Annotated in this window: 21 protein-coding genes; 12 read left to right on the top strand and 9 right to left on the bottom strand. The window is 62.3% G+C overall.

All coding sequences use genetic code 11. The features are described from left to right. Nucleotides 1–1419: cation:proton antiporter (locus F3J17_RS07500; RefSeq protein WP_167055476.1), on the top strand; the 1419-nt coding region annotated here is incomplete at its 5' end. A gap of 167 nt (nt 1420–1586) precedes the next feature. Next, nucleotides 1587–2984, top strand: a complete 1398-nt coding sequence (gene dbpA, locus F3J17_RS07495; protein WP_167055473.1) for an ATP-dependent RNA helicase DbpA — start codon at nt 1587–1589, stop codon at nt 2982–2984. Nucleotides 2985–3030: 46 nt separating this feature from the next. Here the strand turns inward: dbpA and F3J17_RS07490 are convergent, their stop codons facing one another. After that, nucleotides 3031–4059, bottom strand: a complete 1029-nt coding sequence (locus F3J17_RS07490) for an ATP-binding protein (RefSeq protein WP_167055597.1) — start codon at nt 4057–4059, stop codon at nt 3031–3033. Nucleotides 4060–4100: 41 nt separating this feature from the next. After that, the gene (locus tag F3J17_RS07485; RefSeq protein WP_167055470.1) at nt 4101–4802 is read right to left on the bottom strand and encodes a response regulator; all 702 of its coding nucleotides are present in this window, start codon (nt 4800–4802) and stop codon (nt 4101–4103) included. An 848-nt stretch (nt 4803–5650) separates the two neighbouring features. On the opposite strand from F3J17_RS07485, the gene F3J17_RS07480 reads away from it, so the two are divergent. Genes F3J17_RS07480 through F3J17_RS07470 form a run of 3 tightly spaced genes read left to right on the top strand, consistent with a single transcriptional unit; the run spans nt 5651 to nt 11534 of the window. Further along, the gene (locus F3J17_RS07480; protein ID WP_167055467.1) at nt 5651–6880 is read left to right on the top strand and encodes an efflux RND transporter periplasmic adaptor subunit; all 1230 of its coding nucleotides are present in this window, start codon (nt 5651–5653) and stop codon (nt 6878–6880) included. Between the two features lie 8 nt (nt 6881–6888). Further along, complete coding sequence (locus tag F3J17_RS07475) at nt 6889–10008, top strand: efflux RND transporter permease subunit (protein ID WP_167055464.1); 3120 nt, start codon at nt 6889–6891, stop codon at nt 10006–10008. Continuing rightward, nucleotides 10005–11534: an efflux transporter outer membrane subunit gene (locus tag F3J17_RS07470; RefSeq protein WP_205194667.1), complete on the top strand. Its 1530-nt coding sequence runs from the start codon at nt 10005–10007 to the stop codon at nt 11532–11534. The genes F3J17_RS07475 and F3J17_RS07470 overlap by 4 nt, the downstream gene beginning before the upstream one ends. A gap of 4 nt (nt 11535–11538) precedes the next feature. Here F3J17_RS07470 and F3J17_RS07465 read toward each other — a convergent pair whose 3' ends face one another. The 5 genes from F3J17_RS07465 to F3J17_RS07445 form a co-directional block, all read right to left on the bottom strand. After that, nucleotides 11539–12192: a TetR family transcriptional regulator gene (locus F3J17_RS07465; protein WP_167055461.1), complete on the bottom strand. Its 654-nt coding sequence runs from the start codon at nt 12190–12192 to the stop codon at nt 11539–11541. Further along, nucleotides 12192–13454, bottom strand: coding sequence for an NADH:flavin oxidoreductase (locus F3J17_RS07460; RefSeq protein WP_167055458.1), 1263 nt, complete (start codon nt 13452–13454; stop codon nt 12192–12194). The genes F3J17_RS07465 and F3J17_RS07460 overlap by 1 nt, the downstream gene beginning before the upstream one ends. Next, nucleotides 13451–13828 carry a nuclear transport factor 2 family protein gene (locus tag F3J17_RS07455; RefSeq protein WP_240160842.1) on the bottom strand — a complete coding sequence of 126 codons (378 nt, stop codon included), beginning with the start codon at nt 13826–13828 and terminating at the stop codon, nt 13451–13453. The genes F3J17_RS07460 and F3J17_RS07455 overlap by 4 nt, the downstream gene beginning before the upstream one ends. A 579-nt stretch (nt 13829–14407) precedes the next feature. Beyond that, nucleotides 14408–15202 (bottom strand): SDR family NAD(P)-dependent oxidoreductase, encoded by a 795-nt coding sequence (locus tag F3J17_RS07450; RefSeq protein WP_167055456.1) that lies wholly within the window; start codon nt 15200–15202, stop codon nt 14408–14410. Continuing rightward, nucleotides 15199–16086 (bottom strand): alpha/beta fold hydrolase, encoded by an 888-nt coding sequence (locus tag F3J17_RS07445; protein WP_167055454.1) that lies wholly within the window; start codon nt 16084–16086, stop codon nt 15199–15201. The genes F3J17_RS07450 and F3J17_RS07445 overlap by 4 nt, the downstream gene beginning before the upstream one ends. 194 nt (nt 16087–16280) lie before the next feature. Between F3J17_RS07445 and F3J17_RS07440 the strand changes: the two genes are divergently transcribed. The 7 genes from F3J17_RS07440 to F3J17_RS07410 all read left to right on the top strand — a co-directional run bounded on the left by F3J17_RS07440 (nt 16281) and on the right by F3J17_RS07410 (nt 24066). Beyond that, nucleotides 16281–17081 (top strand): SDR family oxidoreductase, encoded by an 801-nt coding sequence (locus F3J17_RS07440; RefSeq protein WP_167055452.1) that lies wholly within the window; start codon nt 16281–16283, stop codon nt 17079–17081. 167 nt (nt 17082–17248) lie between these two features. Beyond that, nucleotides 17249–18811 (top strand): DUF1302 family protein, encoded by a 1563-nt coding sequence (locus F3J17_RS07435; protein ID WP_167055450.1) that lies wholly within the window; start codon nt 17249–17251, stop codon nt 18809–18811. Between the two features lie 34 nt (nt 18812–18845). Beyond that, nucleotides 18846–20225: a DUF1329 domain-containing protein gene (locus F3J17_RS07430; RefSeq protein WP_167055447.1), complete on the top strand. Its 1380-nt coding sequence runs from the start codon at nt 18846–18848 to the stop codon at nt 20223–20225. A 78-nt stretch (nt 20226–20303) separates the two neighbouring features. Beyond that, nucleotides 20304–21086: a 2-oxopent-4-enoate hydratase gene (dmpE, locus tag F3J17_RS07425; RefSeq protein WP_167055445.1), complete on the top strand. Its 783-nt coding sequence runs from the start codon at nt 20304–20306 to the stop codon at nt 21084–21086. A gap of 60 nt (nt 21087–21146) precedes the next feature. Beyond that, complete coding sequence (locus tag F3J17_RS07420; RefSeq protein ID WP_167055443.1) at nt 21147–22031, top strand: acetaldehyde dehydrogenase (acetylating); 885 nt, start codon at nt 21147–21149, stop codon at nt 22029–22031. A gap of 28 nt (nt 22032–22059) precedes the next feature. Then, complete coding sequence (gene dmpG / locus F3J17_RS07415) at nt 22060–23115, top strand: 4-hydroxy-2-oxovalerate aldolase (RefSeq protein ID WP_167055441.1); 1056 nt, start codon at nt 22060–22062, stop codon at nt 23113–23115. Between the two features lie 87 nt (nt 23116–23202). Next, a complete protein-coding gene (locus tag F3J17_RS07410) occupies nt 23203–24066 on the top strand; it encodes a tyrosine-protein phosphatase (protein WP_240160841.1) in 864 nt (287 codons plus the stop codon). Between the two features lie 125 nt (nt 24067–24191). On the opposite strand, the gene F3J17_RS07405 is transcribed toward F3J17_RS07410, so the two are convergent. Both F3J17_RS07405 and F3J17_RS07400 read right to left on the bottom strand, forming a co-directional pair. Next, nucleotides 24192–25058 carry a hypothetical protein gene (locus F3J17_RS07405; RefSeq protein WP_167055439.1) on the bottom strand — a complete coding sequence of 289 codons (867 nt, stop codon included), beginning with the start codon at nt 25056–25058 and terminating at the stop codon, nt 24192–24194. Nucleotides 25059–25076: 18 nt separating this feature from the next. Continuing rightward, on the bottom strand, nt 25077–26318 hold the full coding sequence (locus tag F3J17_RS07400) for a hypothetical protein (RefSeq protein ID WP_167055437.1): 1242 nt from the start codon (nt 26316–26318) through the stop codon (nt 25077–25079). Nucleotides 26319–26336: the final 18 nt, after the last annotated feature.

Below are 26336 nucleotides of genomic sequence, written 5' to 3'. Positions count from 1 at the left end.
CTGGTGCTGATCGTGTTCCTGCCGCCTCTGCTGATGGACGGCGCCTACTTCTTCGTATGGGCCGACTTCAAGCGCCATATCACGCCGATCCTGCTGTTCGCGATTGGCGCGGTGGCGTTTACGACCTGGGCCGTCGGTCTTGTCGCGCACTGGGTTGTGCCCACGCTGCCCTGGGCCGTGTGCTTCGCGCTGGGCGCGGTGGTCTCGCCGCCCGACGCCGTCGCCGCACGCGCCGTGCTGGAGCGCCTCGCGCTGCCGCGCCGGATAATGGTGCTGCTCGAAGGCGAAAGCCTGCTCAACGACGCCGCCGGGCTGGTGCTGTTTCGCCTGGCCGTCGCTGCCGCACTCACGGGCGCGTTCAGCACCTCGGGCGCGGTGCTGAGTTTCGCGGGCCTCGCCCTTGGCGGTGTTGCGATCGGCTGGCTGATCGGCTATCTCGTCGTCAACCTGCTGCGCCTGCTGGAGGACGACTATCTGATCATCACGGTTGCCGTCTGTGCAGGCTGGTTCAGCTACATCGCGGGCGACATGGCGGGCGTGTCGAGCGTGATTTCCACAGTCACCTGCGGCATGTATCTGGGCTGGCATCAGCACGAAGTCCTGAGCGCACGCGTGCGCATGCGCGGCACCGCGTTCTGGCAAGTGATGGTCTTCGTGCTGGAGGCGATGGTGTTCGTGCTGATCGGGCTGTCGCTGCGCGGCGTGATCGTGCGCCTGGGCGGCGCGGGCGAAGCGCTCGCGCAGCTTGGCCCCGCTGCGCTGGCCGTGGTCGCGGCCGTGGTGCTCTCGCGCTGCGTCTGGACCTTCGGGCTCGAAGGCATCCGCACCGTGTTGCACCGCCTCGCGCCACGCCGGGTGCTGTGCGGCGATTTTCGCGCGGCGGCTGTGGTCAGCTGGGCCGGCATGCGCGGCGTGGTCACGCTGGCGATCGCGCTCACGCTACCCGAAAGCCTGCCGGGGCGCGACCTGATCCTGTTCGCCGCGTTCGCAGTGATCCTTTTCACGGTGCTGCTGCAAGGCGTGACGATCGGCCCGCTGATCCGTCTGGTGCGGCCGTTGCAGGACGCCCAGGCGGGCGCGGCGTATCTGAACGAACCGCAGGTCTGGGCGCGCCTGCTCGCCGTGCAGTTCGAGACGATCAAGCCACTCGTGCACGGGCCGGACGGCAGCGTCATCCACCCGCGCCTGCTGGAGCAATACACCTATCGCGCCACGCTTTCGCAGCAATTCGAACATGCGCCGAGCCTGCCCGTGGACGTGCGAACCGCGCACTATGACGTGGTGCTGGCCGCCGTGCGCGCTGGCCGCGCGGAAATCCTGCGCATGCACCGCGCGGGCCTCATCAGCGATGAAATGCTGCACGAAGTCGAACACGATCTCGACCTCGAAGAACTGGGCGCCGAACACGCGCGCGGCTAGGGCGCGGCCAGGTTTTCGTACCGCGCGTACGCATTCTGGCGGCGTTGCCGTCCTTATCCGTTAAAATTGCGCCACGCGCGGCGCGAATGTCCTCACGATCAGCGCCGCCCGATCCATTCCTGCCGCCTCAACGCGGCATCCGCCCCACCCGGGGCGCGAGACCCAGCATGACGAATACACCCACCGCTACGTCCTTCAGCGCGCTTTCGCTCGCTCCCGCCACGCTCGAGAACCTCAACCGGCTCGGCTATGTCGAGATGACGCCGATCCAGGCCGCCAGCCTGCCGATCGCGCTCGCCGGTCACGATCTCATCGCGCAGGCAAAAACGGGCAGCGGCAAGACCGCGGCCTTCTCGCTCGCGCTGCTCGCGAAGCTCGATGTGCGCCGCCTCGACGTCCAGGCGATGATCCTGTGCCCCACGCGCGAACTGGCCGACCAGGTCGCCACGGAAATCCGCCGCCTTGCGCGCGCCGAAGAAAACGTCAAAGTGCTGACGCTGTGCGGCGGCACGCCGATGAAACCGCAGACCGCCAGCCTCGAACACGGCGCGCACATCATCGTCGGCACGCCGGGCCGCATCATGGATCACCTGGAGCGCGGCATCCTCTCGCTTGACGCGCTCAATACGCTGGTGCTCGACGAAGCGGACCGCATGCTCGACATGGGTTTCCATGACGACATCGCCAAGGTCGCGCGCCAGTGCCCAAAGGAACGCCAGACGCTGCTGTTCTCGGCGACATACCCCGAAGGCATCGCCAAGCTGAGCCAGCAGTTCCTGCGCAACCCGAAGGAAGTGAAGCTCGAAGAGCATCACGACGACAGCAAGATCCGCCAGCGCTTCTACGAAGTCGAAGAAAACGACCGCCTGCACGTGGTCGGCCAGTTGCTCAACCACTTCCGTCCGGTCAGCACGATTGCGTTCTGCAACACCAAGCAGCAGTGCCGCGACCTGCTCGACGTGCTGCGCGCGCAGGGCTTTCACGCACTCGCGCTGCACGGCGAACTCGACCAGCGCGATCGCGATCAGGTGCTGATCCAGTTCGCCAACCGTAGCTGTTCGGTGCTGGTGGCAACCGACGTGGCCGCGCGCGGCCTCGATATCGCGCAACTGGAAGCGGTCATCAACGTCGACGTCACGCCCGACCCCGAAGTCTACGTGCACCGCATCGGCCGCACGGGCCGCGCCGATCAGGACGGCTGGGCGCTATCGCTGGCGACCATGAACGAAATGGGCCGCGTGGGCGGCATCGAGCAGGCGCTCAAGCGCGAAGTCGAATGGCATCCGGTCGCCGAACTGACGCCCGCCAGCAACGAACCGCTGCTGCCGCCGATGGAAACCGTGCAGATTCTGGGCGGCAAGAAGGAAAAGATCCGTCCCGGCGACGTGCTGGGCGCGCTCACGGGCGAAGCCGGCTTCACCGGCGCGCAGATCGGCAAGATCAACGTGACGGACTTCTCGACCTATGTGGCGGTGGAACGCAGCATCGCTAAAAATGCGGTGCGCAAGCTCAACGCCGGCAAGGTAAAGGGCAAGAAGGTGCGTGCGCGCCTGATGGAAGAGTAAAAGCGCTTAAATGCGTCTTATGCGCGGCTGACGCTTCAAACGAAGCTCAGCCGCGCGGCAACACCAGTTCGAAAATCGAGCCACCCACGGCCGAACTGCGATAGACCGCCTGGCCGCCATGCGCGAGCGCAATGGCGCGCACCACCGACAAACCCAGCCCCGACCCACCGAACTTGCGTGAACGCGAGGCATCGGCGCGCGTGAACGGTTCGAACACCTGTTGCGCGAATTCGGGCGCGAGACCCGGCCCATCGTCCTCCACGCCCAGCGCGAACATCGATTCGTCCAGCACGAGTGCAATGCGCAGCCTGCCCGGCACCGCGTAACGGCGCGCATTGTCCAGCAAGGCGAGCAGCGCCTGGCGGATGCGCGCGCCATCGCAGGCGACCACCACATCGGCGAGATCGACTTCCACCGCGAAACCCGCCTCGTGCAGCGTATCGCTCACCGAATCGACGGCATGACGGATTTCGACGTCGATACGCGTAGGCTCCACGCGCATCTCCAGCCGCCCGATGTCCTGCAGCGTGACGATATGCAGATCGTCGACCAGTCGCGTCAGCCCTTCGACCTGAAACAGCAGACCGCGAATCTGCGCTTCATCAGGCTTGAACACGCCATCCTTCATACCTTGCAGACGCCCGCGCAGAATCGTGAGCGGCGTGCGCAATTCGTGCGCGATGGCCGCATTCCACGCGGTCATATCGCTGGTCATGCGTTGCAGGCGCACCGCCATGGCGTTGAAATCGTCGACCAGATGCGCGGTTTCGCCCAGCGACCGGTCGCCCGGCAACGCACGCGCTTCGAGATCGCCTGCCGCGATGCGGCGCGCGCTTTCGGCGAGCGAATTGAGCGGCGCGAGAATGCGCCGCGCGAGCCGCGAAGCGATCACCACCGCGACCACGAGACCGATCAGCAGCAGAATCGCGAAGATCAGATAGTCGCGCGGATCGGGGATGAAGAGATCGTCGGGCGTCAGCGGACCGGACGGCGGCGCGAAAAGATAGAGCAGCCCGTAGATCACAATCGAGCCGACGAACGCGATGAGCATCGTGATGCTCGACACCAGCCCCATCGACAGAACAATCTGGCGGCCCAGCCGCCCGCGCTCTTTCTTCACGATGCGGCCAGCCGGTAGCCTACGCCGCGCACGACGGTGATGATGTCGGCGGCGCCGGCCTTGTCGAGCTTCTTGCGCAGATTGCTCACGTGGCTGTCGACGGTGCGCTCCAGGGCATCGCCGCCCGGCAGGCAGGCGTCGATCAGTTCGGCGCGCGTGAAAACGCGGTTGGGCCACTTGGCCATATGGGTGAGGACGCGGAATTCGGTGAGCGTGAGCGCGAGTTGCACGTTTCCGGCACCGGCTGTATCCGTCGCGCTGCGTACGCTGGCGACGTAGCTTTCGGTATCGATTTCGAGGCGGCCTACGCGCAGCACGCTTTCGGCGCGCGCGACGCCGGTGCGGCGCAGGACTGCGCCGATACGCGCCACCACTTCGACGGGATTGAAGGGCTTGACGACGTAGTCATCCGCGCCGATGCGCAGGCCCTGCAGACGGTCGATGTCCTGATCGAGCGCGGTGACGATTACCACCGGCGTATCACCGCGGCGGCGCAGCTCGGCGAGCACTTCCCAGCCGTCCTTGCCGGGCATCTTGATGTCGAGGAGCACGAGATCGGGCTTGAGCAGCGGCTGCACGTCGAGCGCGGCCTGGCCGTTGTTGACCTGATAGGTGCGGTAGCCTTCGCGGCTGAGGTAGGCGTCGAGAATCTCGGCGATTTCAGGTTCGTCTTCGGCGATCAGGATCAGCGCGTTCATGGTTCGTCGCGGGTGCGCGGCTTTGGGGATAGCGAATCGTGAACGTGTGCCGGCTGTCGGGCAATGTTCTCCATTGAATCTCCATCATAGCTTAATAGTTTGGGGTGGTTTTTTTTGGGGTTGGATTGGTGGGGGGTGTCGCGTTTTCTTGTTGTGGTGTCGGTCTATTAGCGTTGCCCCTGTGCGGGGCGGCACCTACTTTTCTTTGCCGCGGCAAAGAAAAGATAGGCAAAAGAAAGCCGCTCACACCGCTAATCTGACGCCGTCCACCACTAATCGTTTGACAGAGTGGTGACGGGGCATTGCTCGCACCACTCGCCCAATAACGAAGTGACAAGGCAGTCATTCATCCCGTTGCTCGCTGCGCTCGCAACGGTTGGGTCTGCAAAGGAAGGCGCAAACCACGGGTGTTAGCTATACCCCACGGGGCGCCTGCGCCCCCGGATGTGCGGGCGTTGCCACTCTCTTATTAGGCGCGTGGTGCGGGCGCTGCCCGGGCACCACTCTGTTTTATAGGCTGTAGATGTACTGCGAAGCACTGGCGGCGTGAGCGGCTTTCTTTGCCTACTTTCTTTGCCGCCGCAAAGAAAGTAGGTGCCGCCCCGCACAGGGGCAACGCTTGCATACCATAAGCAAATCAAGGAAACGCCAAAACCCCACGAACAACGACCCTGAAGCGAGCATTTCCCCACCAGCCAGCGACGCCGCCGGCGCGCCTTTTTCCGCCCATCCAGCGCGCGCAAGCCGCGCCCTCAACAAAACGTCCACACAAAATCCATCGTCCTCGAACGACGCAGCCTCACGATCCATGCTCTGCCATACCGCCAGTCCGGATACCTCAAGCAGACATGAATACACCGAAGATCAGAAAAACCGTCGCAGCCCTGCTGGCTATCACGGCGCTCACGGCCTGCAACCGCAGCCAGAACACCACGCCTCAAAACGCAGCCACACCACAAGTCAGCGTCCTCAAACTGCACCCTCAACCAGTGGCAGTCACAGCGGAATTGCCTGGCCGCATCGTCGCCTTCCTCGAAGCGGAAGTCCGCCCGCAAGTCGGCGGCGTCATCCAGCAGCGTCTGTTCACGGAAGGCGGCGAAGTCAAAGCCGGCCAGCCGCTCTATCAGATCGATCCAGCCAGCTACCGCGCCGCACGCGACAGCGCCGAAGCCGCGCTGCAACGCGCCCAGGCCGCTATTCCGTCGGCTCAGGCAAAAGCCGACCGCAATCAGGCACTGATCAAGCAGAACGCCATCAGCCGTCAGGATTACGAAGAAGCCATCGACGCGCTCGCTCAAGCCCGCGCCAACGTCGCTTCCGCCAAAGCGTCGCTCGAAACCGCCCGCATCGATCTCGATCGCACGACGATCCGCGCGCCCATTTCCGGCCGCATCGACCGCTCGTCGCTCACGCCCGGCGCGCTCGTGAGCGCAAGCCAGAGCACCGCGCTCACGACGATCCATCAGATCGACCGCGTCAATATCGATCTCACGCAGTCGAGCGCAAATCTGCTCGATCTCCGCGAGGCTATCGACGCTGGCCGCGTCGTCACGACGAATGGCAGCGTGCCAGTCAAACTCAAGCTCGAAAACGGCGCGACTTATCCGCTTGATGGCCGCCTCGAATTCGGCGAATCGAGTGTCGCGACCGGCACCGGCACTTACACGTTGCGCGCCACCGTGCCCAATCCGCGCCGGCTGCTGCTGCCTGGCATGTACGTGCGCGCGATCGTCGAGGAAGGCACGGTGCCGCAGGCATATCTGCTGCCGCAACGCGCCGTGAGCCGCAATACGCGCGGCGAAGCCACTGCGCTACTCGTGCGCGGCGGCAAGGTCGAGGAAGTCGAACTCGCAGGCGCTCGCGAGCACGGCAACGACTGGCTCGTTACGCAAGGTCTGCACGAAGGCGATGCGCTGATCGTCGAAGGCAGCCAGCAGGCGCGGGTGGGCGACGCCGTCGCCGCCACCGAAGTGACGCTCGACGCCGCCACCGGCAAGGTGCGTGCGCTGCCTGCGGCCAAAGCCAATAGCACCGCAGCAGACGCCAAAGAGCCTGCGAAACCCACGCAAAGGAGCTGAACGCCATCATGTCGGCATTTTTTATCAGGCGCCCCGTGTTCGCGTGGGTGCTCGCCATCGCCGTGATGCTCGCGGGCGTGCTGGCGCTCAAGCGCCTGCCCGTCGCACAGTATCCCGAGATCGCGCCCACCACGATTTCGATTTCCGCGACCTACGCGGGTGCGGACGCCCAGACCATCGAAAACTCGGTCACGCGCGTGATCGAGCAAGGTCTCACCGGTCTCGACAATCTGCTCTATATGTCCGCGAGTTCGGACGCTTCGGGCGAGGTCGAAATCCGCCTCACCTTCAGCAATAGCGCCAATGCCGATGTCGCGCAGATGCAGGTGCAGAACAAGCTGCAACTGGTCACCGCGCAACTGCCCTCGGTCGTGCAGAGCACCGGCCTCACCGTGACCAAATCGTCGGCCAGTTTTCTGATGGTCGTGGGCTTTGTCTCGACCAACGGCAAGCTCAGTTCGATCGATCTCGACGACTACGTGGGCAGCACGCTGCAGGATCAGATCCGTCGCGTGCCGGGCGTAGGCAACACGCAGTTGTTCGGTTCGAGCTACGCCATGCGGATCTGGCTCGACCCGGCGAAACTCCAGCAATACGCGCTGATGCCCGGCGACGTGGAGACCGCGCTGCGCGCACAGAATGCGCAGGTCGCGGCAGGCCAACTGGGCGCGCAGCCCGCGCGGCCCGGCCAGCAGCTCAACGCCACGGTCACGGCGCAAAGCCGCCTGCAAAGCGTTGCGCAGTTCGAAGACGTCATCGTCAAGAGCGCAACCGACGGCGCCGTGGTACGCCTCAAAGACGTCGCGCGCGTCGAGCTGGGCGCGGAAAACTACACCTACGCGTCGACCTATAACGGCAAGCCGGCGTCATCGCTGGGCGTGATGCTTGCCACGGGCGCAAACGCCATCGACACCGCCAAGGGCATCAAGACGCTGATCGGCTCGCTCAAGAGCACGCTGCCCGCGGGCGTCGAGGTGGTCTATCCGTACGACACCACGCCCTTCGTCGCGCTCTCGATCCACGAGGTCGTCAAGACGCTGTTCGAAGCCATCGTGCTCGTGTTCATCGTTATGCTGGTGTTCCTGCAGAACGTGCGCGCGACGCTGATTCCCACGCTGGCGATTCCGGTTGTGCTGCTCGGGACCTTCGGCGTGCTCGCCGTGTTCGGCTACTCGATCAACACGCTCACCATGTTCGCGATGGTGCTCGCCATCGGCCTGCTGGTGGACGACGCCATCGTCGTGGTGGAAAACGTCGAACGCGTCATGACCGAGGAAAACCTGGAGCCGCGCGAGGCCACGCTCAAGTCGATGCGCGAGATTACGGGGGCGCTGATCGGCATCGCCACGGTGCTTTCCGCCGTATTCGTGCCGATGGCGTTCTCGTCCGGCTCGACGGGCACGATCTATCGTCAGTTTTCAGTGACCATCGTTACGGCGATGCTGCTTTCGGTGGCCGTCGCGCTGATCCTCACGCCCGCGCTGTGCGCGACGATCCTGCGTCGCACGCAAGGGCAAGGGCACGGCCACGGCCACGGCGCGCAGCGCGGCTTCGCGGGCTGGTTCAACCGTCATTTCGAGCGCGGTTCGAACGCCTATCGCAACGGCGTGTCCGGCATGCTCGGGCGCGGCAAGCGCTTTCTGGCGATCTTCGTCGCGCTGGTGGTGGCAATGGGCTGGATGTTCATGCGCCTGCCCAGCTCGTTCCTGCCCGTCGAGGATCAGGGCATCCTGCTGACCGCCGTGCAATTGCCGCCCGGCGCGATGAACGCCCGCACCCAGGACGTGCTCAAACGCGTGACCGATTACTACCTGCACGACGAAAAGGACGCCGTGGAAGGCGTGATGGCGATCGAGGGCTACGGCTTCGGCGGCTCGGGACAGAACGCGGGCATGGTGTTCGTGCGCCTGAAGGACTTCGACCAGCGCAAATCCGCGAATCTCTCTGCGCAGGAAGTGGCGCAGCGCGCGAGCGCAGCCTTCGCCGCCATCGGCGATGCGCAGGTCTATGCGCTGCTGCCGCCCGCCATCGACGGCATGGGCAATTCGAACGGCTTCGACTTCTATTTGCAGGACACCAATGGCGCGGGACGCGAAAAGCTGCTTCAGATACGCGACAAGCTACTCGCCGCAGCGGCGCAAAACCCTGCGCTGGCCAACACGCGCCCGACAGGTCAGGAGCCTACGCCGCAGTTCGCCGTGGCGATCGATCAGGCCAAGGCCAGTTCACTCGGCCTGAGTCTCGCCGATATCAACCAGACGCTCTCGGTCGCATGGGGCAGCGACTACGTGAACGACTTTATCGACCGTGGCCGCGTGAAGCGCGTCTATGTGCAGTCCGATGCGGATTTCCGCATGCAGCCGCGCGACCTCGACAACTGGCACGTGCGCAACGCCAGCAACGAGATGGTGCCGTTCGGCGCATTCGCGCGCGGGCACTGGACCTTCGGCCCGACGCGGCTGGAACGGTACAACGGCAACTCGGCGCTGGAGATCCAGGGCGAGGCCGCGCCGGGCGTGAGTTCCGGCACAGCGATGCACGAGATCGACAAGCTGGTTGCAGCGCTGCCGCCGGGCTTTCATCACGAGTGGACCGGTCTTTCCTACGAGGAACGGCTCGCGGGCGATCAGGCGGCCGCCCTTTACGCGATCTCTGTGCTAGTGGTGTTCCTGTGCCTGGCCGCGCTCTACGAGAGCTGGTCGATCCCGTTCGCGGTCATGCTCACCGTGCCGGTCGGCATGGCGGGCGCGCTGCTGGCCGCGATGCTGTGCGGCCAGACCAATGACGTCTACTTCAAGGTGGGTCTGCTCACGACCATCGGGCTTGCAGCCAAGAACGCGATCCTGATCGTCGAGTTTGCGCTGGAGCGTGAGGCGCATGGCGCGAGCCTGATCGAAGCGACGCTCGACGCCGCGCGCCAGCGTCTGCGTCCGATTTTGATGACGTCGTTCGCCTTCATTCTCGGCGTCGCGCCGCTGGCCGTCGCGACGGGCGCGGGCTCGGGCGCGCAAAACGCGATCGGCATCGGCGTGATGGGCGGCATGCTCGCGGCCACGGTGCTGGGTATTTTCTTCGCGCCGCTGCTCTATGTGGCGGTCCGTATGGCTTTCAAGGGCAAGCGCACATGAACGCATTTCAACGCTTCATCATGAATCCCGGCGCGCTCACCGGCACGCTGACTGGCACGCTCGTCGGCGCGCTGCTCGCCGGTTGCGCGGTCGGTCCCGACTACCGCGCGCCGCAGGCGGATGCGCCCGCGCAATGGCGCACCACGCAAGCGGCCTCTGCCTCTACGCCTGCGACCCTCGCCGACGATCCCGCCGATCTCCAGCGGTGGTGGACGCGCCTGAACGACCCGCTGCTAGACGCCCTCGTGCGCGAAGCGGTCGCGGGCAATCTCGACGTGGCGACGGCCACCGCCCGCGTGCTCGAAGCCCGCGCCGTGCTGCGACAGGCAGGCGGCGCGCTCTATCCTTCGCTGAACGCCACGGGCGGCTTCACGCGCTCCGGTGCGGGCAGCAGCGCTGTCACAACAGGCAGCACCGGCAGCGCGACATCCACCACAACAGGCACGCTCGGTTCCAGCGGCCCGACCAACCTCTTCCAGGCAGGCTTCGACGCCAGTTGGGAAATCGATATCTTCGGCGCGAACCGACGCGCGCTGGAGGCCGCGCGCGACAGTTACGACGCCGCGCAGTGGGACCGACGCACGGCGCTGCTCACGCTGATCGGCGACGTCACCACGCGCTATGTTCAGGCGCGCGGCTACCAGGCGCGTCTCGCGCTCGCCCGCGAGACGGCGATCTCGCAGCAGGAAACCGCCCGCCTCACGCGCGTGCGCTATCAGGCGGGCGCGACGTCGGGCCTGGACGCCGCCAACGCCGCGGGCGAAGCGCAATCGACGCTCGCCACCATCCCGGCGCTCGAAGCCAGCTACGCGCAGACCGTGCATAGCCTCGCGGTGCTTACGGGCCGCACGCCGGACGCGCTGATCGAACGCATGGAAGCCCCTGCGAACGCCACCCCGCCCGTGCCCGCCCCCGCGCTGCCGGTGGCGCGCGGCGTGCCCGCCGACACGCTGCTCGCGCGTCCCGACGTGCGTGCCGCCGAACGCCGTTACGCGCAATACACGGCGCGCGTCGGCCAGGCCGAAGCCGCGCGCTACCCGCGCGTGACGCTCACCGGTTCGCTCAGCACCTCGGGCACGCAGTTCGGCGACCTCGCGCGGCATTCGTCGATTGGCTGGTCGATCGGCCCTTCAGTGACGATTCCGCTATTCGACGCGGGCCGTCTGAAAGCCGCCGTCGATATCGCCGACGCACAGCGCGAGCAATATCTGATCGCGTATCGCTCGGCGGTGCTGACGGCCCTCACCGATGTCGAGAACGCCAGCGTATCCCTGTCCCGCGAAACCGAGCGCACACAAAGCCTCCAGCTTTCCGCCGATGCCTACGGCGAGGCCGCGAAGCTTGCGCATGCGCGCTACGAATCGGGATCGACGGGTTTTCTCGACGTGCTGACCGCCGACCGCTCGCTGTATTCGGCGCAGGACACGCTGATCCAGAGCCGCGTGAGCGTGACGACCGATTACATCGCCTTGAACAAAGCGCTGGGCGGCGGCTGGGATGGCGACGCGGATACGCTAACTCGCTGAACGCTCAGGCCGGTTCAACGACAGGCGCCGCGTGCAGCGTGGGCGCGTGGCGCAACAGCTCGAAGATCGCGGCGACCATGCGCTCGCCATCACGCACGAAATCCAGCCGCTGCGGCACGAGCAGACTATCGCGGATCAACCCCGTGACCTGCGCGTGCAGCAACGCGGCGGCGAGGCGCACATCGAGCGTCGGCGGCAACTGATCGCGGCGCTTCGCATTCATGAGCCCACGCTCGAGATTCGCCACGCCTTCGCGTGCGTATTCACGCATGCGACCTGCCACGCTGGCCATCTCATCGACCAGTTCGCAACGATTGAAGACGATCTCGAACACGCGCCGCCTTCGCGCGTCGCATTGCGCATCATGCAGACAAACGAGAATCGCGCGCTGCATCGCGGCAAGCGGCTCCGGCGCAAGCGGATCGACGAAAGCGCCGATCAACTCTTCCAGCGGCAAACGCGTGCGTTCCAGCAGCGCTTCGAGCAGATCGGCCTTGTTGCGGAAGTGCCCATAGATCGCGCCGCGCGTGAGACAAGCTGCATCGGCGATATCGGCGAGTGTGGTGTGCGAAACGCCGTGGCGTGCGAACAAAGTTTCGGCACTATCCAGCAGACGGCTGCGCGTTTCCAGCGCGGCTTCCCTCGTGCGCTTCGCCATCAGCTTGCGCTTAACTGTGCGGGAATGCGATTGGGCGCGGGATCGTTTTCGCCCTGCAAAATGCAGGCCGTGCCTCCCGGCGTGTACATGCTGACCACGCAACGATTGCACGAAGTGCAGCCCGAGGCCGCATTCGCCTCGCGGCGCAAGCGCGCGACGAAACCCGGTTCGTACAGCAGCGCGCGCGCCATCGCCACGGCGTCGAAACCTTCCTCCATCGCCTGCGCCACATTCACCGCCGAACGCACGCCGCCCAGATAGGCGAGCGGCAGCGTGACGGCCTCGCGCACCTTGCGCGAATGCTCAAGAAAATACATCTCGCGAAAGCCGTCGAAGCGCGGTTCCGTGAACTTTTGCACATGCATCGCCATGCGGACAATGGGATTCGACACGTTCGCGCGCGCCTCATTCGGCAACGGACTGCCGAACAGTTGCCACACCGATTCGACGTTCATACCGCCGCTCAGCACGAGCATATGCGCACCTTCAGCTTCGAGCAGTTGCGCGATTTCAGCGGCGTCTTTTGCGTTGCCGCCGCCCTTCACGCCTTCGGTGACGCCGATCTTGCACAGCACTGCGCAGTCACGGCCGACCGCGTCCAGTACGCGGCGCAACACACGTAGCGGAAACAGCGCGCGTTGCGCGGCGTTGCCGCCATAGGCGTCGTCGCGATGGTTATAGAGCGGCGAGAGAAACTGGCTGAGCAAATAGCCGTGGCCCATGTGGATTTCGACGGCGTCGAAACCGGCCTCGCGAGCGTGACGGGCGGCCTGGGCGAATTGCGCGGCGCAGGCGTCCATATCGCGTTCGGACATTGCCTGCTTGAAGAAGCGGCCGCTCATCAGGCCGACTTTATTTAGCCCTCCGGATGCGCTTAAAGGACGGCGAGTCGAGAGTTCCGGAAGGAAGGTAAAGCAGCCGCCGTGGGTGATCTGCGCGCTGGCCGCTGCGCCGTGGCGATGAACGGCATCGGTGAGCGCACGGAATGGCGCGAGCGTGCTGCCATCGAGTTGCGCCTGATCGACGAAGGTGCGGGCGTCCGGGCTCACTGCGCAGTAGGCCACGGTGGTGAGTGCCGCGCCTCCGGCAGCGACGTTTTCGTGGAGCTTCAGCAAGGCTTGCGAAGGGACGCCTCGCGGCGTCATGCCCTCGTTGGTCGCCGATTTGATGAAGCGGTTGCGCAGGGTTAGTGGGCCTATCTGGAGTGGGCTGAAGGCCCTGACGATGGGGCTTGCGGGCGTTGGCCCACTCTCTGGCTTCATGTTGCGCTCGCGGTGTGGTAGTCGTCCGGGCCCCAGTAGGCGCGCATGCTGGTGATCTTGCCTTCGGCGTTGAATTCCATGACGTCGGTGACGTCGATGTGGGCCGGGCCTTGCTCGCTCTGGATGTGGACTTTGAAGGTGATGGTGGCGGCGTTTGAGTGGGAGCCGCGCGGGGGCGCTATGAGTTCGAGGCGTGCGCCTAAGTTTGTCGCGTGGGTGTAGAAGGCTTTTATTTCTTCGATGCCGTGTTTTTTAGGGGTGCCTACCGGGTCTTCTATCGTAGCCTCTGCGGCGAATAGCGCTATTACGCGTTGGGCGTCGCCTGCGTTGAATGCTGCTATGTATTCTTCGAGGGCTGATTTCATTTTGTTCATTTTGGTATCCTTATGTTTTTGGTTGGTGTTCGGGGGGTGTTGGCATTTCCTTGTTAGCGTGTCGGTCTATTAGTGTTGCCCCTGTGCGGGGCGGCACCTACTTTTCTTTGCCGCGGCAAAGAAAAGTAGGCAAAAGAAAGCCGCTCACACCGCTAATCTGACGCCGTCCACCACTAATCGTTTGACAGAGTGGTGACTGGGCATTGCTCGCACCACTTGCCCAATAACGAAGTGACAAAGCAGTCATACATCCCGTTGCTCGCTGCGCGCGCAACGGTTGGGTACGCGAGGGAAGGCGCAAACCTGCGGTTTGCGTTATGCCCTACGGGGCGCTTGCGCCCCCGGATGTGTGGGCGTTTCCACTCTGTTGTGGGGCGAGTGATGCGGGCGCTGCCCGGGCGCCACTCCGCTATAAGGCTGTAGATGTACCGCGAAGCACTGGCGGTTTAAGCGGCTTTCTTTTCCCCCCTTTTCTTTGCCGCTGCAAAGAAAAGGGGGTGCCGCCCCGCACAGGGGCAACCCTGGCATACCGAAGACAAATCAAGGAAATGCCAAGACCAGCATAAAACCAACAAAAAATCAACGCGCGGTATACCCACCATCAATAACAAGTTCCGCCCCAGTAACATACCGCCCCGCAGGAGAAACCAGATAAAGAATCCCAGCAGCAATATCCTGCGGATCACCGATTTTAGCCATTGGCACCATCAACTTCATCTGCCCAAAGATCTGCTCAGGATCGCCCAGCTTCTGAAATGCCTCCTCCAGCAAAGGCGTCCGAATAAACCCAGGATGCACCGAATTAGCCCGAATATTCTGCGCCGCATAAAGCATGGCATCGGTTTTAGCCATCAAGCGCACCGCGCCCTTCGAAGCATGATAAGCCGGCACATCCGGTCCACCCACCAGCCCATACATCGAGGAGACATTCACGATCGCCCCACCACCCGCCTCCTGCAAAGCAGGAATCGCATGCTTGGTGCAAAGAAAAACACCCGTCACATTCACATCCATCACAGCACGCCACTGCTCAAGCGACATCTGATGCGTAGGTAAATTAGCCCCTTCAATACCGGCGTTGTTCACCAGCGCATCAAGCCTTCCAAACCTCGCGACAATCTCCCCAAACACACGCTGAACCTCAGCTTCCTGAGTAACATCGAGCTTCCAGAAATACGCCTTCCCGCCCGCCGCCACAATTTCGGCCGCCAGTTCCTCACCATGCGGCGACACATCCAGCACCGCCACAGCAGCGCCCGCCGATGCCAATGTACGCGCCGTCTGCGCGCCAATACCACGCGCTGCGCCCGTAATTGCGGCCACTTTGCCGCTCATGTCGAATAGCTGTTGCGTGATTGCCTGCAGGTTGCTCATGCTGTCTCCTTGTCGTTATGTTCGGTGCTCTCAACGCCTTTATCGGCGTGAAGATCGGCCAGAAAATCCAGGCACTCGCGATTGAAATAGTCGCGGTGCTCCACCATTACCCAGTGTCCGCAGCGATTCATCAGCACGAAGCGCGCGTCCTCGCAGTGTTCGAGGAAATGCATCGCGCCGCTCACCGGATTGAAGCGGTCATTGGTGCCCCAGAAACCCAGCACCGGGCAGCGCAGTTCCGCCAGTCGCTCCGTGAGATTGGGCACGCGCATCGTAGAAAGCACTTCGGGCGGTTGCGTTTCGCACACTTTCAGGCGTTCTTCCACCAGCGCGTCGGTGACGAGCGCACGGTCGTGCACCAGCAGTTCCAGCAGATAACGCATCGTCTGCCGGTTCATCTGACGATTGGTGAACAACGTCACCATCTTCTGGATGCCTTCCATGCGGAAGTAGGTCTCGCGCTCCTCCACGCCGCCCGGCGCCATCATGATCAGCGCCGCCACGTCGTCCGGGTAGTCGAGCGCGTACTTGAGCGCGATCGCGCCGCCCAGCGAATTGCCGAGCAGCGTGGCGCGGCCCACGCCCAGCGCGTTCAATTGCGCGCGCAATGCCACGACGAAATAGTCGAGCGTGTAGTGCGCATCGGCCGGTTTCGACGATGCGCCGTAGCCGGGCAGGTCCACCACGATAACGCGGTATCCAGCCGCTGCGAACTGCGGATAGTTATGGCGGAAATTGCTGATGCCGCTCGCACCCGGGCCGCTGCCGTGGATAAATACCACGGGCTCGCCGCTGCCGGCTTCGAAATGATGCAGTTTCAGGCCGCCGGGGGCATCGGTGAAAGCGCCAATGGCACCAGCGGGCAAGGCAGTGTTCGAGGTCATGCGCGCATGTCTCCTGATTTTGCGGATCGTTCTCGATCGTTTGCGTGACCGGATCTCGGGCGCGTCTTCGCGGAACCGGTCTGTGGTCGATCATCAAGGGCGCGAGCACGCGCCGCATCGTCTTTTCAGACTAAGAAGCCACCCGGGCTTTTCTCTACCATCGGCCTCGGTCCTTCTTTCCACGGAGTCAGGCCATGACAAGTTTCGATTTGAGCGGCAGTTTCAGCGGTAAAACCGTGCTCGTGACGGGCGGCACGCGCGGCATCGGCGCAGCCATCGCGCAGGCGTTTCGTCTTGCTGGCGCAATCGTCTATGTCTGCGGTCGCAGCGTGCCCGATACCGCTCAGGACATCACTCCCAACCCGCTCCGCGTCATCGCCGCCGATGTGCGCGATATCGACGCCATTGACGCCCTTATCACCCGTATCGAAGCCGAAACCGGCCGTCTCGACGTGGTCGTAAGCAACGCGGGCGGCGCGCCTTTCGCGCTCGCCGCGCAAGCTTCACCGCGCTTTACGGAGTCCGTGATCCGCTTGAACCTGATCGCGCCGCTCTGGCTCGCGCAGCGCGCCAACGCCGTAATGCAGCGCCAGGCCGAGGGCGGCGTGCTGCTGTTTGTCGGCAGCGTGAGCGCTTTGCGTGCGTCGCCCGGAACCGCCGCTTATGGCGCGGCCAAGGCGGGTGTGCTCAACGCTGTGCGCTCGCTCGCAGTGGAATGGGCGCCCAAGGTGCGCGTAGCCGCCGTCAGCCCCAGCCTCGTGCAAACCGATTCGGCCACCGCCGACCACGTCGGCGAAGAAGGTCTGCAGGCAGCGGCGGCGACCGTGCCCGCCGGACGTCTCGCCACGCCCGACGACGTCGCACATGCGTGTCTCTTTCTCGCTTCCGGCTACGCGTCATATGCATCGGGCGCGAATCTCGTGCTGGAAGGCGGCGGCGAAGTGCCTGCCTTTCTCTCGGCGACTTCCGCAGGCAAGGTCTTCGAGCGTGCATAAGCACACGTCAATGGTCAGCACTGCAAAACCGGACTGAGGGGAATCAGCTAGTCCGTTTTGACGATTCTCGCCGCACGCGTGGCCCCTAACCTCTGAGCACCTGAACGCCACTGCAACGCCACAACGAAGCCACAACAAAACCACAACGGAGCCTCAGAGGAGACGCAATGAGAATCGACACCCCGCGCGCATTACGCCCCATCAACGCCGCCTGCCGGCTCGCGCTCGCAGCGGCATGCGTGAGCGCTGCGGCTCCGGCCTGGGCGGGCGACACGATCGCGTTCGGCGCGGACACCACGCTCGACTACAACTTCACGATCGGCTATGGACTGGGCATGCGGACGCGCGCGCCGAGCGGCAATTTGCTGGCGCCGGACAACATCAATGGCGACGACGGCGATCGCAATTTCAAGTCCGGCAAGCTGATGCAGAATCAGGCCAATATCCTCGGCGAAGTCAATCTGAAGCACGACGACTGGGGCGTCTTCGTGCGTGCCGATGCGTTCTACGATCAGGTCTACCATCGCCCGAATTACAACGACGCGCCGGATACCGTGAATCACTCGGGCGTCTACAACCAGTTCACCGGTGACACCAGCTATTGGGCCGGCGCGCGTCCGCAACTGCTTGCGGCCTATGCGTACAACACCTTCCACATCGGCAAGACCAACCTCAATGTGAAGGTGGGCGATCAGGTGCTGGCATGGGGCGAAAGCGTGTTCTTCCCGAATATCGCAGGCGCGCAAGGCCCTGCGGACGCCACCAAATCGTATGTCGCCGGGGCCGAAGTGAAGGACATTCTGCTGCCCGTTCCGCAGATTTCGGCGCAATGGCAGCTGGCCAATAATTTCAGCGTGCTCGGTTACTGGCAATTCGCGTTCGAGCACAACGATCTCACTGCGCCGGGCAGCTATTTCAGCTATTCGGATATCACGGGACCGGGCGCGCAATTCCTCATCGGGCCAGGCGGCACGCTGATTCCGCGCGGCGCGGACATCAAGCCGAACAATAACGATCAATGGGGTATTGGCGCGCGCTGGCGTGTATTCGGCGATACGGAAATCGGCGCGTATTACCTGCACTACAACGACATGAATCCGAGCGTTGTATTCAGCTATTACCCAACGCTCCAGTATCAGCAAAAGTATTTCGATCACATCAAGCTCACAGGCCTGAGCTTTTCGACCGAAGCAGCGGGCGTGAATATCGCAGGCGAAACGTCGTATCGCCAGGGCGCGGCCGTGCTCGTGAATGCGCCCACCGGCGCGACGGCCACGCGTGGCGATGTCTGGCAATCGAATCTCTCGGCGATCTATTCGATCGGGCCGACCTTCCTCGCCGCATCACAAACGCTGGTCGCGGAAGTCTCGTATGTGCACACCGGCAACGTCACACCCGTCAACGGTTCGACCACGCTTGCGAACACCCGCAACGCCGCCGCTTTTGAAGTGGCCTGGACGCTCAGCTACAAGAACGTGTTTAACGGCTGGGATATGGACGTGCCGCTCACCTATTCCGATGACTTCACTGGCACAACGGCACTGTCCGGCGCACTCGGTTCGCTCACTGGCGTGGGCGACCATCGTGTGACGGTAGGCGTCGATTTCACGCGCCTCTCGAATCTCAAACTCTCGCTCGTCTACGCGAAGTTCCTGGGCACGCCGAATCCCACCCTGCGCCCGCTCGCGGATCGCGATTATGTTCTCGCCACCGCTACGTACTCCTTCTGAATACCGCCGTATTTTCACTGCAAGAGGAATGGTCATGAGCAGAACCCTTCATCACGCCCTGCAAGTCTGCGCCCTCGCAGCAGGCGTTGCGCTTGCCGCCGGATCGCTGGCGAAAACCAGCGCCGCGGATCTCGCCAAACTCGACAGCACGCTCACGCCAATGGGCGCCGAGCGCGCCGGCAATGCGGACGGCAGCATCCCCGCCTGGACCGGCAAATACGTAGGCGCGCCCGCAGGCGTCAACTACAAACCCGGTGAGCGCTACCCTGATCCTTACGCGAGCGACAAGCCGCTCTTTACTATCACCGCGCAAAACATGCAGCAATATGCGGCCCGTCTGACCGACGGCGAAAAAGCGCTCTTCAAGAAGTATCCGGATACCTTCAAGATCACGGTGTATCCGAGCCATCGCGACTTCGCCTATCCGGACGCCGTGTACAAGGCTATCCAGACCTACGCGCCCAATACGGTGATGACGAAGGACCAGAACGGCCTGAAGGATTTCCCGCCCGTCACACCGTTCCCGGTGCCAAAGACCGGCGTGGAGGCAATGTGGAATTTGCGTTTCGCTTCGATGATCGAATCGGAAAACGCCACCTACGATCAGGCCGTGGTTTATCCGGACGGCAATATCGCCTGGGGCAAAGTCCAATATTCGATCTACGGACCGCGCGCCACGGTGCCCTTCCAGTCCGACAACAAGCTCAATGGCCGCAGCTTCTTCCGCCAGACCACGATGCTGCCGCTTTCGGATCGCGGCACCATTATTACGGGCTACGAAATGTGGGATCAGGAAGGCTCGGACACGCGTCGCACATGGTCGTATAACCCCGGCACGCGGCGTGTGCGCCAGTCGCCTGAATTTGGTTTCGATCAGCCGGAAGGCCCGGGCGGCTTCCGCACCGTGGACGACGACCGTCTCTTCAACGGCTCGGGCGAGCGTTACGACTGGAAGATCGCGGGCAAGCGCGAAATCTACGTGCCGTACGACAACTACCGCATGATGGACCCGTCGATCAAATATACGACGCTGCTTACCAAGGGGCATGAAGACATGCAGACCATGCGCTTCGAGCTGCATCGCGTGTGGGTGCTCGAAGCCACGCTCAAGTCCGGCTACCGCCATCAGTACGCCAAGCGCGTGCTGTATCTCGACGAAGACACCTGGAACGCCGTGGCCGCCGACAACTACGACGCACGCGGCACGCTCTGGCGCACCAACTTTGCGCCCACGCTCTACGCGTTCGATGCGAAGACGTTTTATTCGACCTCGGTGTTCTATCACGACCTGATTTCGGGTGCGTATTACGCGGACCGACTGACCAATCAGGAGCCGATGCCGAACCTCACGCCCACCACGCAAACCAACGAGGCGTACTACTCGCCCGATGCAATTCGCGGCGACGGCGTCTAGGTCTCGCCCTGCGTTCAACACGCCCGCCTGCCATCGCGCACGGCGGGCGCTCTCCTCTTTTCATCCGATTCCATTGCCATGACTTCAGCCCAACTCGCCGCGCTGGGCGACGCGCTCTACGCTGCCTGGCGCGAGCGCGCGCCCATCGCGCCACTCACTTCGCGCCTGAACGCCCTGCCGCTCGCCGACGCGTACCGCATCCAGCAGCACTACATCGCGCGCCGCGTCGCGGCTGGCGAAACCGTGGTGGGCAAGAAGATCGGCGTGACGAGCCAGGCCGTGCAGGACATGCTCGACGTGCGCCAGCCCGACTTCGGCATGCTGCTCTCCGGCATGCACCACGAGAGTGGCGCGGCGATTCGCGCCGATACGCTGATCCAGCCGCGCGCCGAAGGTGAAATCGCTTTCTATCTGCGCCGTGATCTGCGCGGGCCGGGCGTTGACCGTACTGAAGTGCTGGATGCCACCGAAGCAGTGGGCGCGTGCTTCGAAATCGTCGATTCGCGTATCCGCGACTGGGCCATCCGCATCGGCGACACCGTGGCAGACAACGCATCGAGCGGCGTTTATGTGCTCGGCCCCGAGCGCGTTCCCCCACATGCCGTCGATCTGGCCGCGTGTCAGATGCGTATCGAGAAAAACGGCGCAAATGCTGGCGAAGGCGTAGGCGCGGCCGCGCTGGGCCATCCCGCCGACGCCGTGGCGTGGCTTGCCAACACCTTAGGCGAACTGGGTATGCCCTTGCTTGCGGGCGAAGTCGTGCTATCCGGTGCGCTTGCCGCGCTGATTCCCGTCACAGCAGGCGACCGTCTTTCAATGCGTATCGAAGGAATCGGCGGCTGTGAGGTGAGCTTCGTCTGATTCACGGCTATGCAATTAGCTATCCGAATGATCTGAAAACTGCTTCAACAAGGACATCCCATGAGCAAGATTCCATGCGCGCTGATCGGCCCCGGCAATATCGGCACCGATCTGCTCTACAAATTGCGCCGCAGCAACGTACTTGATCCAGTATGGATGGTTGGCGTCGATCCCTCCTCCGAAGGACTCGCCCGCGCCCAGGCGCTCGGCCTCAAGACTACCGCCGATGGTATTGACGGGCTGATTCCGCATCTACAGGCGGACGGCATCCGCATCGCTTTCGACGCGACTTCCGCCTACGTCCACAAAGAGCACTCCGACAAACTCACCGCGCACGGCGTGCGTGTGATCGACCTGACGCCGGCCGCAATCGGCCCGTTCTGCGTGCCGCCCGTGAACCTGGGCGAGCATCTGGCCGATACGCTCAACGTCAACATGGTCACCTGCGGCGGCCAGGCGACGATCCCCATCGTGCACGCCGTGGCACGTGTGCAGCCGGTGGCTTATGGAGAAATCGTCGCCACGGTGTCGTCGCGCTCGGTGGGCCCCGGCACGCGCAAGAACATCGACGAATTCACGCGCACCACGGCGCGCGCCATCGAAACGGTGGGCGGCGCCCAGCGCGGCAAGGCGATCATCGTCATCAATCCCGCCGAGCCGCCGCTCATCATGCGCGACACCATCCATTGCCTGACCGTCGATGAGCCGGACGTCGAAGCCATCGCGGCATCGGTGCAGAAGATGGTCGAGGAAGTGCAGCGTTACGTGCCCGGTTACACCCTAAAAAACGGCCCCGTATTCGATGGCAAGCGCGTGTCCGTATTCATGGAAGTCGCGGGGCTGGGCGATTATCTGCCGCGCTACGCGGGCAATCTCGACATCATGACCGCCGCCGCTGCGCGCACGGGCGAAGTATTCGCTGAGCAGATGCTGGCCGCCGTTTAAATCGCGACACCGCACATAAGGAAACACGATGCAGAACATCACAGCGCACCCGCTCGCCGGCCGGCGCATCACCGTGCACGACATGACGCTGCGCGACGGCATGCACCCCAAGCGCCACCAGATCTCGCTCGACCAGATGCGCGCCATCGCGCGCGGACTTGACGCCGCGGGCGTACCGCTCATTGAAGTCACGCACGGCGACGGCCTGGGCGGCGCATCGGTTAACTACGGCTTTCCCGCTGAAAGCGACGAAGCCTACCTGGAAGCCGTGATCGGCGAATTGAAGCAGGCGAAAGTGTCGGCGCTGCTGCTGCCTGGCATCGGCACGGTCGATCATCTGCGCATGGCGCACAGCCTGGGCGTGAACACGATCCGCGTGGCGACGCATTGCACGGAAGCCGATGTCTCCGGACAGCACATTGGCCTCGCGCGCGAACTGGGCATGGACACCGTAGGCTTTCTGATGATGGCGCATATGGCGCCGCCCGAGTTGCTGGTGGAACAGGCCAGGCTGATGGAATCGTATGGTGCGAACTGCATCTACATCACCGATTCCGCAGGCTATATGCTGCCCGACGACGTGCGTGCGCGTCTGGTTCCTGTGCGTGAAGCGCTGCGCCCCGAGACTGAATTGGGCTTTCACGGCCACCACAACCTGGCGATGGGCATCGCCAATTCACTCGCGGCAATCGAAGCGGGCGCGTGCCGGATCGACGCCGCCGCTGCGGGACTGGGCGCGGGCGCAGGCAACACGCCGATGGAAGTCTTCGTGGCCGTGTGCGAGCGTATGGGCATCGAAACGGGCGTGGACGTATTCGCGATTTCCGACGTCGCCGAAGACCTCGTGCTGCCGATCATGGACGCACCGATCCGCATCGACCGCGATGCGCTGACGCTGGGATACGCGGGGGTGTATTCGTCGTTCCTGCTGTTCGCCAAGCGTGCGGAGGCGAAATACGGCGTCCCGGCGCGCGATATTCTCGTTGAGATGGGACGTCAGCGTCTGGTGGGTGGGCAGGAAGACATGATTGAGGATACGGCGATGACGCTGGCGCGCGAGCGTGGGGTGAGCCGCGCGGCCTGATTATTTTCTGGGGTTTGCTATTTTTCTGGACGTGCGCTGTCGCAGGATGGCGCGCGTTTTTGTGTTTCCTTTTCGCTATTCATATCGATGAAACGAACTTTGCTTGCGTTGAAGGTGGCTGGCGCCTCGATATTCATTGGGCTCGCGGCGGCGGGCAGCGTTTGCGCGCAGGAAGCCATACCTTCTACCGATACGGATCACCCTATTCACATGCAGCATATCCAGAACCTGCGTGACCTGGGCGGCATCGTCGCCGCCGATGGCAAGGTGATTGCGCCGGGTCGGCTTTATCGTAGCGGGAATCCCGCGCTGGGCACGCCTGATGATTTCGCCAGGCTGGACGCCATGCATCTGGATGATGTGGTGGATTTTCGCGCCGCCAGCGAGAAGACGTCTGCTGAGGCTGCGTTTGGTGAGCGCTTTCCGTGGCGCGCTGATCCAGTGCTGGCCGGCGATCTCTCGCCCGGGGCTATTGTGCCAATGCTCAAGCGGTCTACGCCTGCGCAGATGAAGCGGTTTATGGTTGATTTGTATCGGCAGTTTCCTGAGGTTTATCAGGACCAGTTTGCGCGGTTTTTGAGGCTCGCGGAGGCGGATCGGACTTTGCTTTATCACTGCACCGCTGGGAAAGATCGGACTGGGTTTGCTACGGTGTTGTTGCTATCGGCGTTGGGGGTGGATCGGGCGACTATTGTCACGAATTATCTGGAATCTAATCGGGAGAATGCTGGGTTTAATGCGCAGGTGTTGGTGCAGTTGCAGAAGATTGGTGTTGGCGCTGACGTTGCAAGGCCGTTGCTTGAGGTCGATGCTGACTATATTGGGGCGGCGATTGAAGTGATCGATACGCGGTATGGTGGTATGCAGCAGTATTTGCGGAAGGTGCTGCATGTGGATACTGATAAGATCCGGCGGAATTACCTGGTTGGTGGGCAGGTTTATGCTAAGTAGTGTCGCGTTTCCTGATTAAATGCCGGTGCGTACGCTCCGGCCACAAGAGCTACGATTACAAGAACCCGAGCGGGAAATATGGCTCGTCTATGATCTCGTTCGGGCGCGTCAACGCAATTTTCAGATCACCTCGGGGGCAGCTTGCCGGAAGCTCCCCAGATGCTCTGACCAGAGTGTAATAGTTTCATCAGCATTCCTGGAGCACAATCGGCCATGCACATTGCCCTTCCCTTTGTCACCCGACCATCGTCTCCAACGGGGAAATCAGAGTAGATCAGCGGCTTCACCGGCATGGTGCCGCGAATCTCTACACTAACAGCGGGCATGCGCTCTCCAAGATCGACCGTATTCTGCTCCATGATATTGATCCAGGGACGACCAGCCGTGTCAACTGACTTTGGAAAACCTTCGTATCCTGGCTCCTCACATTTAGTCAGGTACCTATATTTTCTAGGTTTCTTTTCCGTTGCCAGATAACAAATTCCTAAATAACCATAGAATCTATATCCAGTCCTCCTACCGCTGGCGACATCGATTTCGTATCCATTGCGATCCACGACCCAATACACGTAAACCTCGTTCTGACGATCGTACGGGAGATACGAGGGCGAAAGATCGGGGTCGGCACTCTCGTGTCTTGCAGTTATTCCAAAAAAGGCACGAAATGGAACCACGCCCTTCCATGGAGACAAATCATCTAAGGAGATGTAGTCGCTTTTTCTAACAGGTATCGATGGATGACCAGACGAAGCTGGAATCGTATCCACTATATCCTCGTCGTTCGCTCGATAAAATTTATCACACGCGTATGAACGACTTCCGGCAGCCGAAGCGCCAATTGCATGGCGTAGGAAAAGCACGCAAGTCATTTCGACGGACTTATTGCCTATAACAATATCATTAATATTAATAGATTGCGCGTCAGCTTGAGCGCACGAAATTGCTACAAATATCGCAATTGCCAGCCGCCAAAATAGTTGATAATTTTTCATAATAAATTAATCCGAAAGCTATTCACCCTTTGCCGTTATGTGCATGTGCGTGTCATGTGGCTCTACCCAGTTCACCCATGGCGTATAGATAGCACCATGCAACGTTTCACTATCGCCGTTCAATTCTGCATAGAGCTTCGCCAGCATTTGTCCACCCGAACTTGTCGGAAACGGGTGGAGTCGATCCGCCGCACCATGATTGCGGATGGTAAAACGAATGCCCTCCAGAGAGTCATCAAAGCTCGTGACATCCAGTCCGTCCCCCATCTTGTGCAAACGCGAGCCAAGCATCGGACGCCACGAACTAGAGAGGCCGAGTTTGTCGATATGCAATCGCCACGCCGCCTTCAGAACCGCAGCGAAGGTGCGGGGCGATGTGCGGCGAATAGCTTGTTGAACTGTCGTGTCGTCACTCGTATTAATAGCGTTAGCAAGTGCCCTTGCGCCAAATGCAAGCGTAATTCCGAGGTTGGGAATCTCTATCGTAAACGACGCCATCGAACGGGAACCGGCACCAGCAGCGTAAATCGGCGCGAGCGTAGCACGCCAGTCGACGGCTACGGTTTCTACATTCCCTGCAACCTGTGGCGGCGCAGCCACTACGACGGGAATCGTTACCGTGGGCGATGAACTACCCACAGTAACAGGTCCGATGTAGACATGCGGGCCTTCCGAGTGAGGCGCCACAGTAGCTGCCGGCGCAGACACGGTGGCAGAGGGCGGATGCGCAGCAAGAAGATTCGGCACGCCACCTGCAAGTGCGTTGCGTGAGATCGTTTCAGGAGGGCAGAGCCTGCCGATGTCGGCGTCTGTAAACTCGTGACTGACCTTTCGCCAAAGGTCACCTGTTAGAAAGCCATAATACTCATCGGCCGACGCTGTTTTGACAGTCAACGTGTTTTCCGAAGGAACCGATGGAAGATCATTTCTCGCTCTAAACTCTTCCTGCACGTCTGATCTGAGTTCAAAAATGTGAACCTTACTGTGCGCGGCGTCAGGAACGGTCCAAGGGAAGAGCTGAAAATTTCTATGGTAACTAAACGCATCATTTGCAATATGCAATGCGATCCGCCTTACACCATCTGGAATATGAACGACCTCCAAAGTATGCACAGATCGTTTTCCGTCGTGCAATGACTGCGTATAAGTTCGGTCGGGAAATTCTTTGTACGCGCCCGACAAAGGATATATTACCCTCTTCGTATCGGCATCAACCACAACATATGGAAGCCGCTTCAAAAACGAGGCTGAATCTGTCACTCCTCTCCTCGAACTATC

Source organism: Burkholderia sp. Ax-1719, assembly GCF_011753055.1.
GTDB lineage: Bacteria > Pseudomonadota > Gammaproteobacteria > Burkholderiales > Burkholderiaceae > Paraburkholderia.
The sequence above is the reverse complement of the archived record's forward strand: the minus strand, read 5'-3'. Positions and strand labels throughout refer to the sequence as shown.

Excerpts from the sequence above, each read along its gene's own strand:
- dbpA (WP_167055473.1), top strand. The coding sequence starts at position 1,587 with ATGACGAATACACCCACCGCTACGTCCTTCAGCGCGCTTTCGCTCGCT.
- F3J17_RS07490 (WP_167055597.1), bottom strand. The coding sequence starts at position 4,059 with ATGGGGCTGGTGTCGAGCATCACGATGCTCATCGCGTTCGTCGGCTCG.
- F3J17_RS07485 (WP_167055470.1), bottom strand. The coding sequence starts at position 4,802 with ATGAACGCGCTGATCCTGATCGCCGAAGACGAACCTGAAATCGCCGAG.
- F3J17_RS07480 (WP_167055467.1), top strand. The coding sequence starts at position 5,651 with ATGAATACACCGAAGATCAGAAAAACCGTCGCAGCCCTGCTGGCTATC.
- F3J17_RS07475 (WP_167055464.1), top strand. The coding sequence starts at position 6,889 with ATGTCGGCATTTTTTATCAGGCGCCCCGTGTTCGCGTGGGTGCTCGCC.
- F3J17_RS07470 (WP_205194667.1), top strand. The coding sequence starts at position 10,005 with ATGAACGCATTTCAACGCTTCATCATGAATCCCGGCGCGCTCACCGGC.
- F3J17_RS07465 (WP_167055461.1), bottom strand. The coding sequence starts at position 12,192 with ATGGCGAAGCGCACGAGGGAAGCCGCGCTGGAAACGCGCAGCCGTCTG.
- F3J17_RS07460 (WP_167055458.1), bottom strand. The coding sequence starts at position 13,454 with ATGAAGCCAGAGAGTGGGCCAACGCCCGCAAGCCCCATCGTCAGGGCC.
- F3J17_RS07455 (WP_240160842.1), bottom strand. The coding sequence starts at position 13,828 with ATGAACAAAATGAAATCAGCCCTCGAAGAATACATAGCAGCATTCAAC.
- F3J17_RS07450 (WP_167055456.1), bottom strand. The coding sequence starts at position 15,202 with ATGAGCAACCTGCAGGCAATCACGCAACAGCTATTCGACATGAGCGGC.
- F3J17_RS07445 (WP_167055454.1), bottom strand. The coding sequence starts at position 16,086 with ATGACCTCGAACACTGCCTTGCCCGCTGGTGCCATTGGCGCTTTCACC.
- F3J17_RS07440 (WP_167055452.1), top strand. The coding sequence starts at position 16,281 with ATGACAAGTTTCGATTTGAGCGGCAGTTTCAGCGGTAAAACCGTGCTC.
- F3J17_RS07435 (WP_167055450.1), top strand. The coding sequence starts at position 17,249 with ATGAGAATCGACACCCCGCGCGCATTACGCCCCATCAACGCCGCCTGC.
- F3J17_RS07430 (WP_167055447.1), top strand. The coding sequence starts at position 18,846 with ATGAGCAGAACCCTTCATCACGCCCTGCAAGTCTGCGCCCTCGCAGCA.
- dmpE (WP_167055445.1), top strand. The coding sequence starts at position 20,304 with ATGACTTCAGCCCAACTCGCCGCGCTGGGCGACGCGCTCTACGCTGCC.
- F3J17_RS07420 (WP_167055443.1), top strand. The coding sequence starts at position 21,147 with ATGAGCAAGATTCCATGCGCGCTGATCGGCCCCGGCAATATCGGCACC.
- dmpG (WP_167055441.1), top strand. The coding sequence starts at position 22,060 with ATGCAGAACATCACAGCGCACCCGCTCGCCGGCCGGCGCATCACCGTG.
- F3J17_RS07410 (WP_240160841.1), top strand. The coding sequence starts at position 23,203 with ATGAAACGAACTTTGCTTGCGTTGAAGGTGGCTGGCGCCTCGATATTC.
- F3J17_RS07405 (WP_167055439.1), bottom strand. The coding sequence starts at position 25,058 with ATGAAAAATTATCAACTATTTTGGCGGCTGGCAATTGCGATATTTGTA.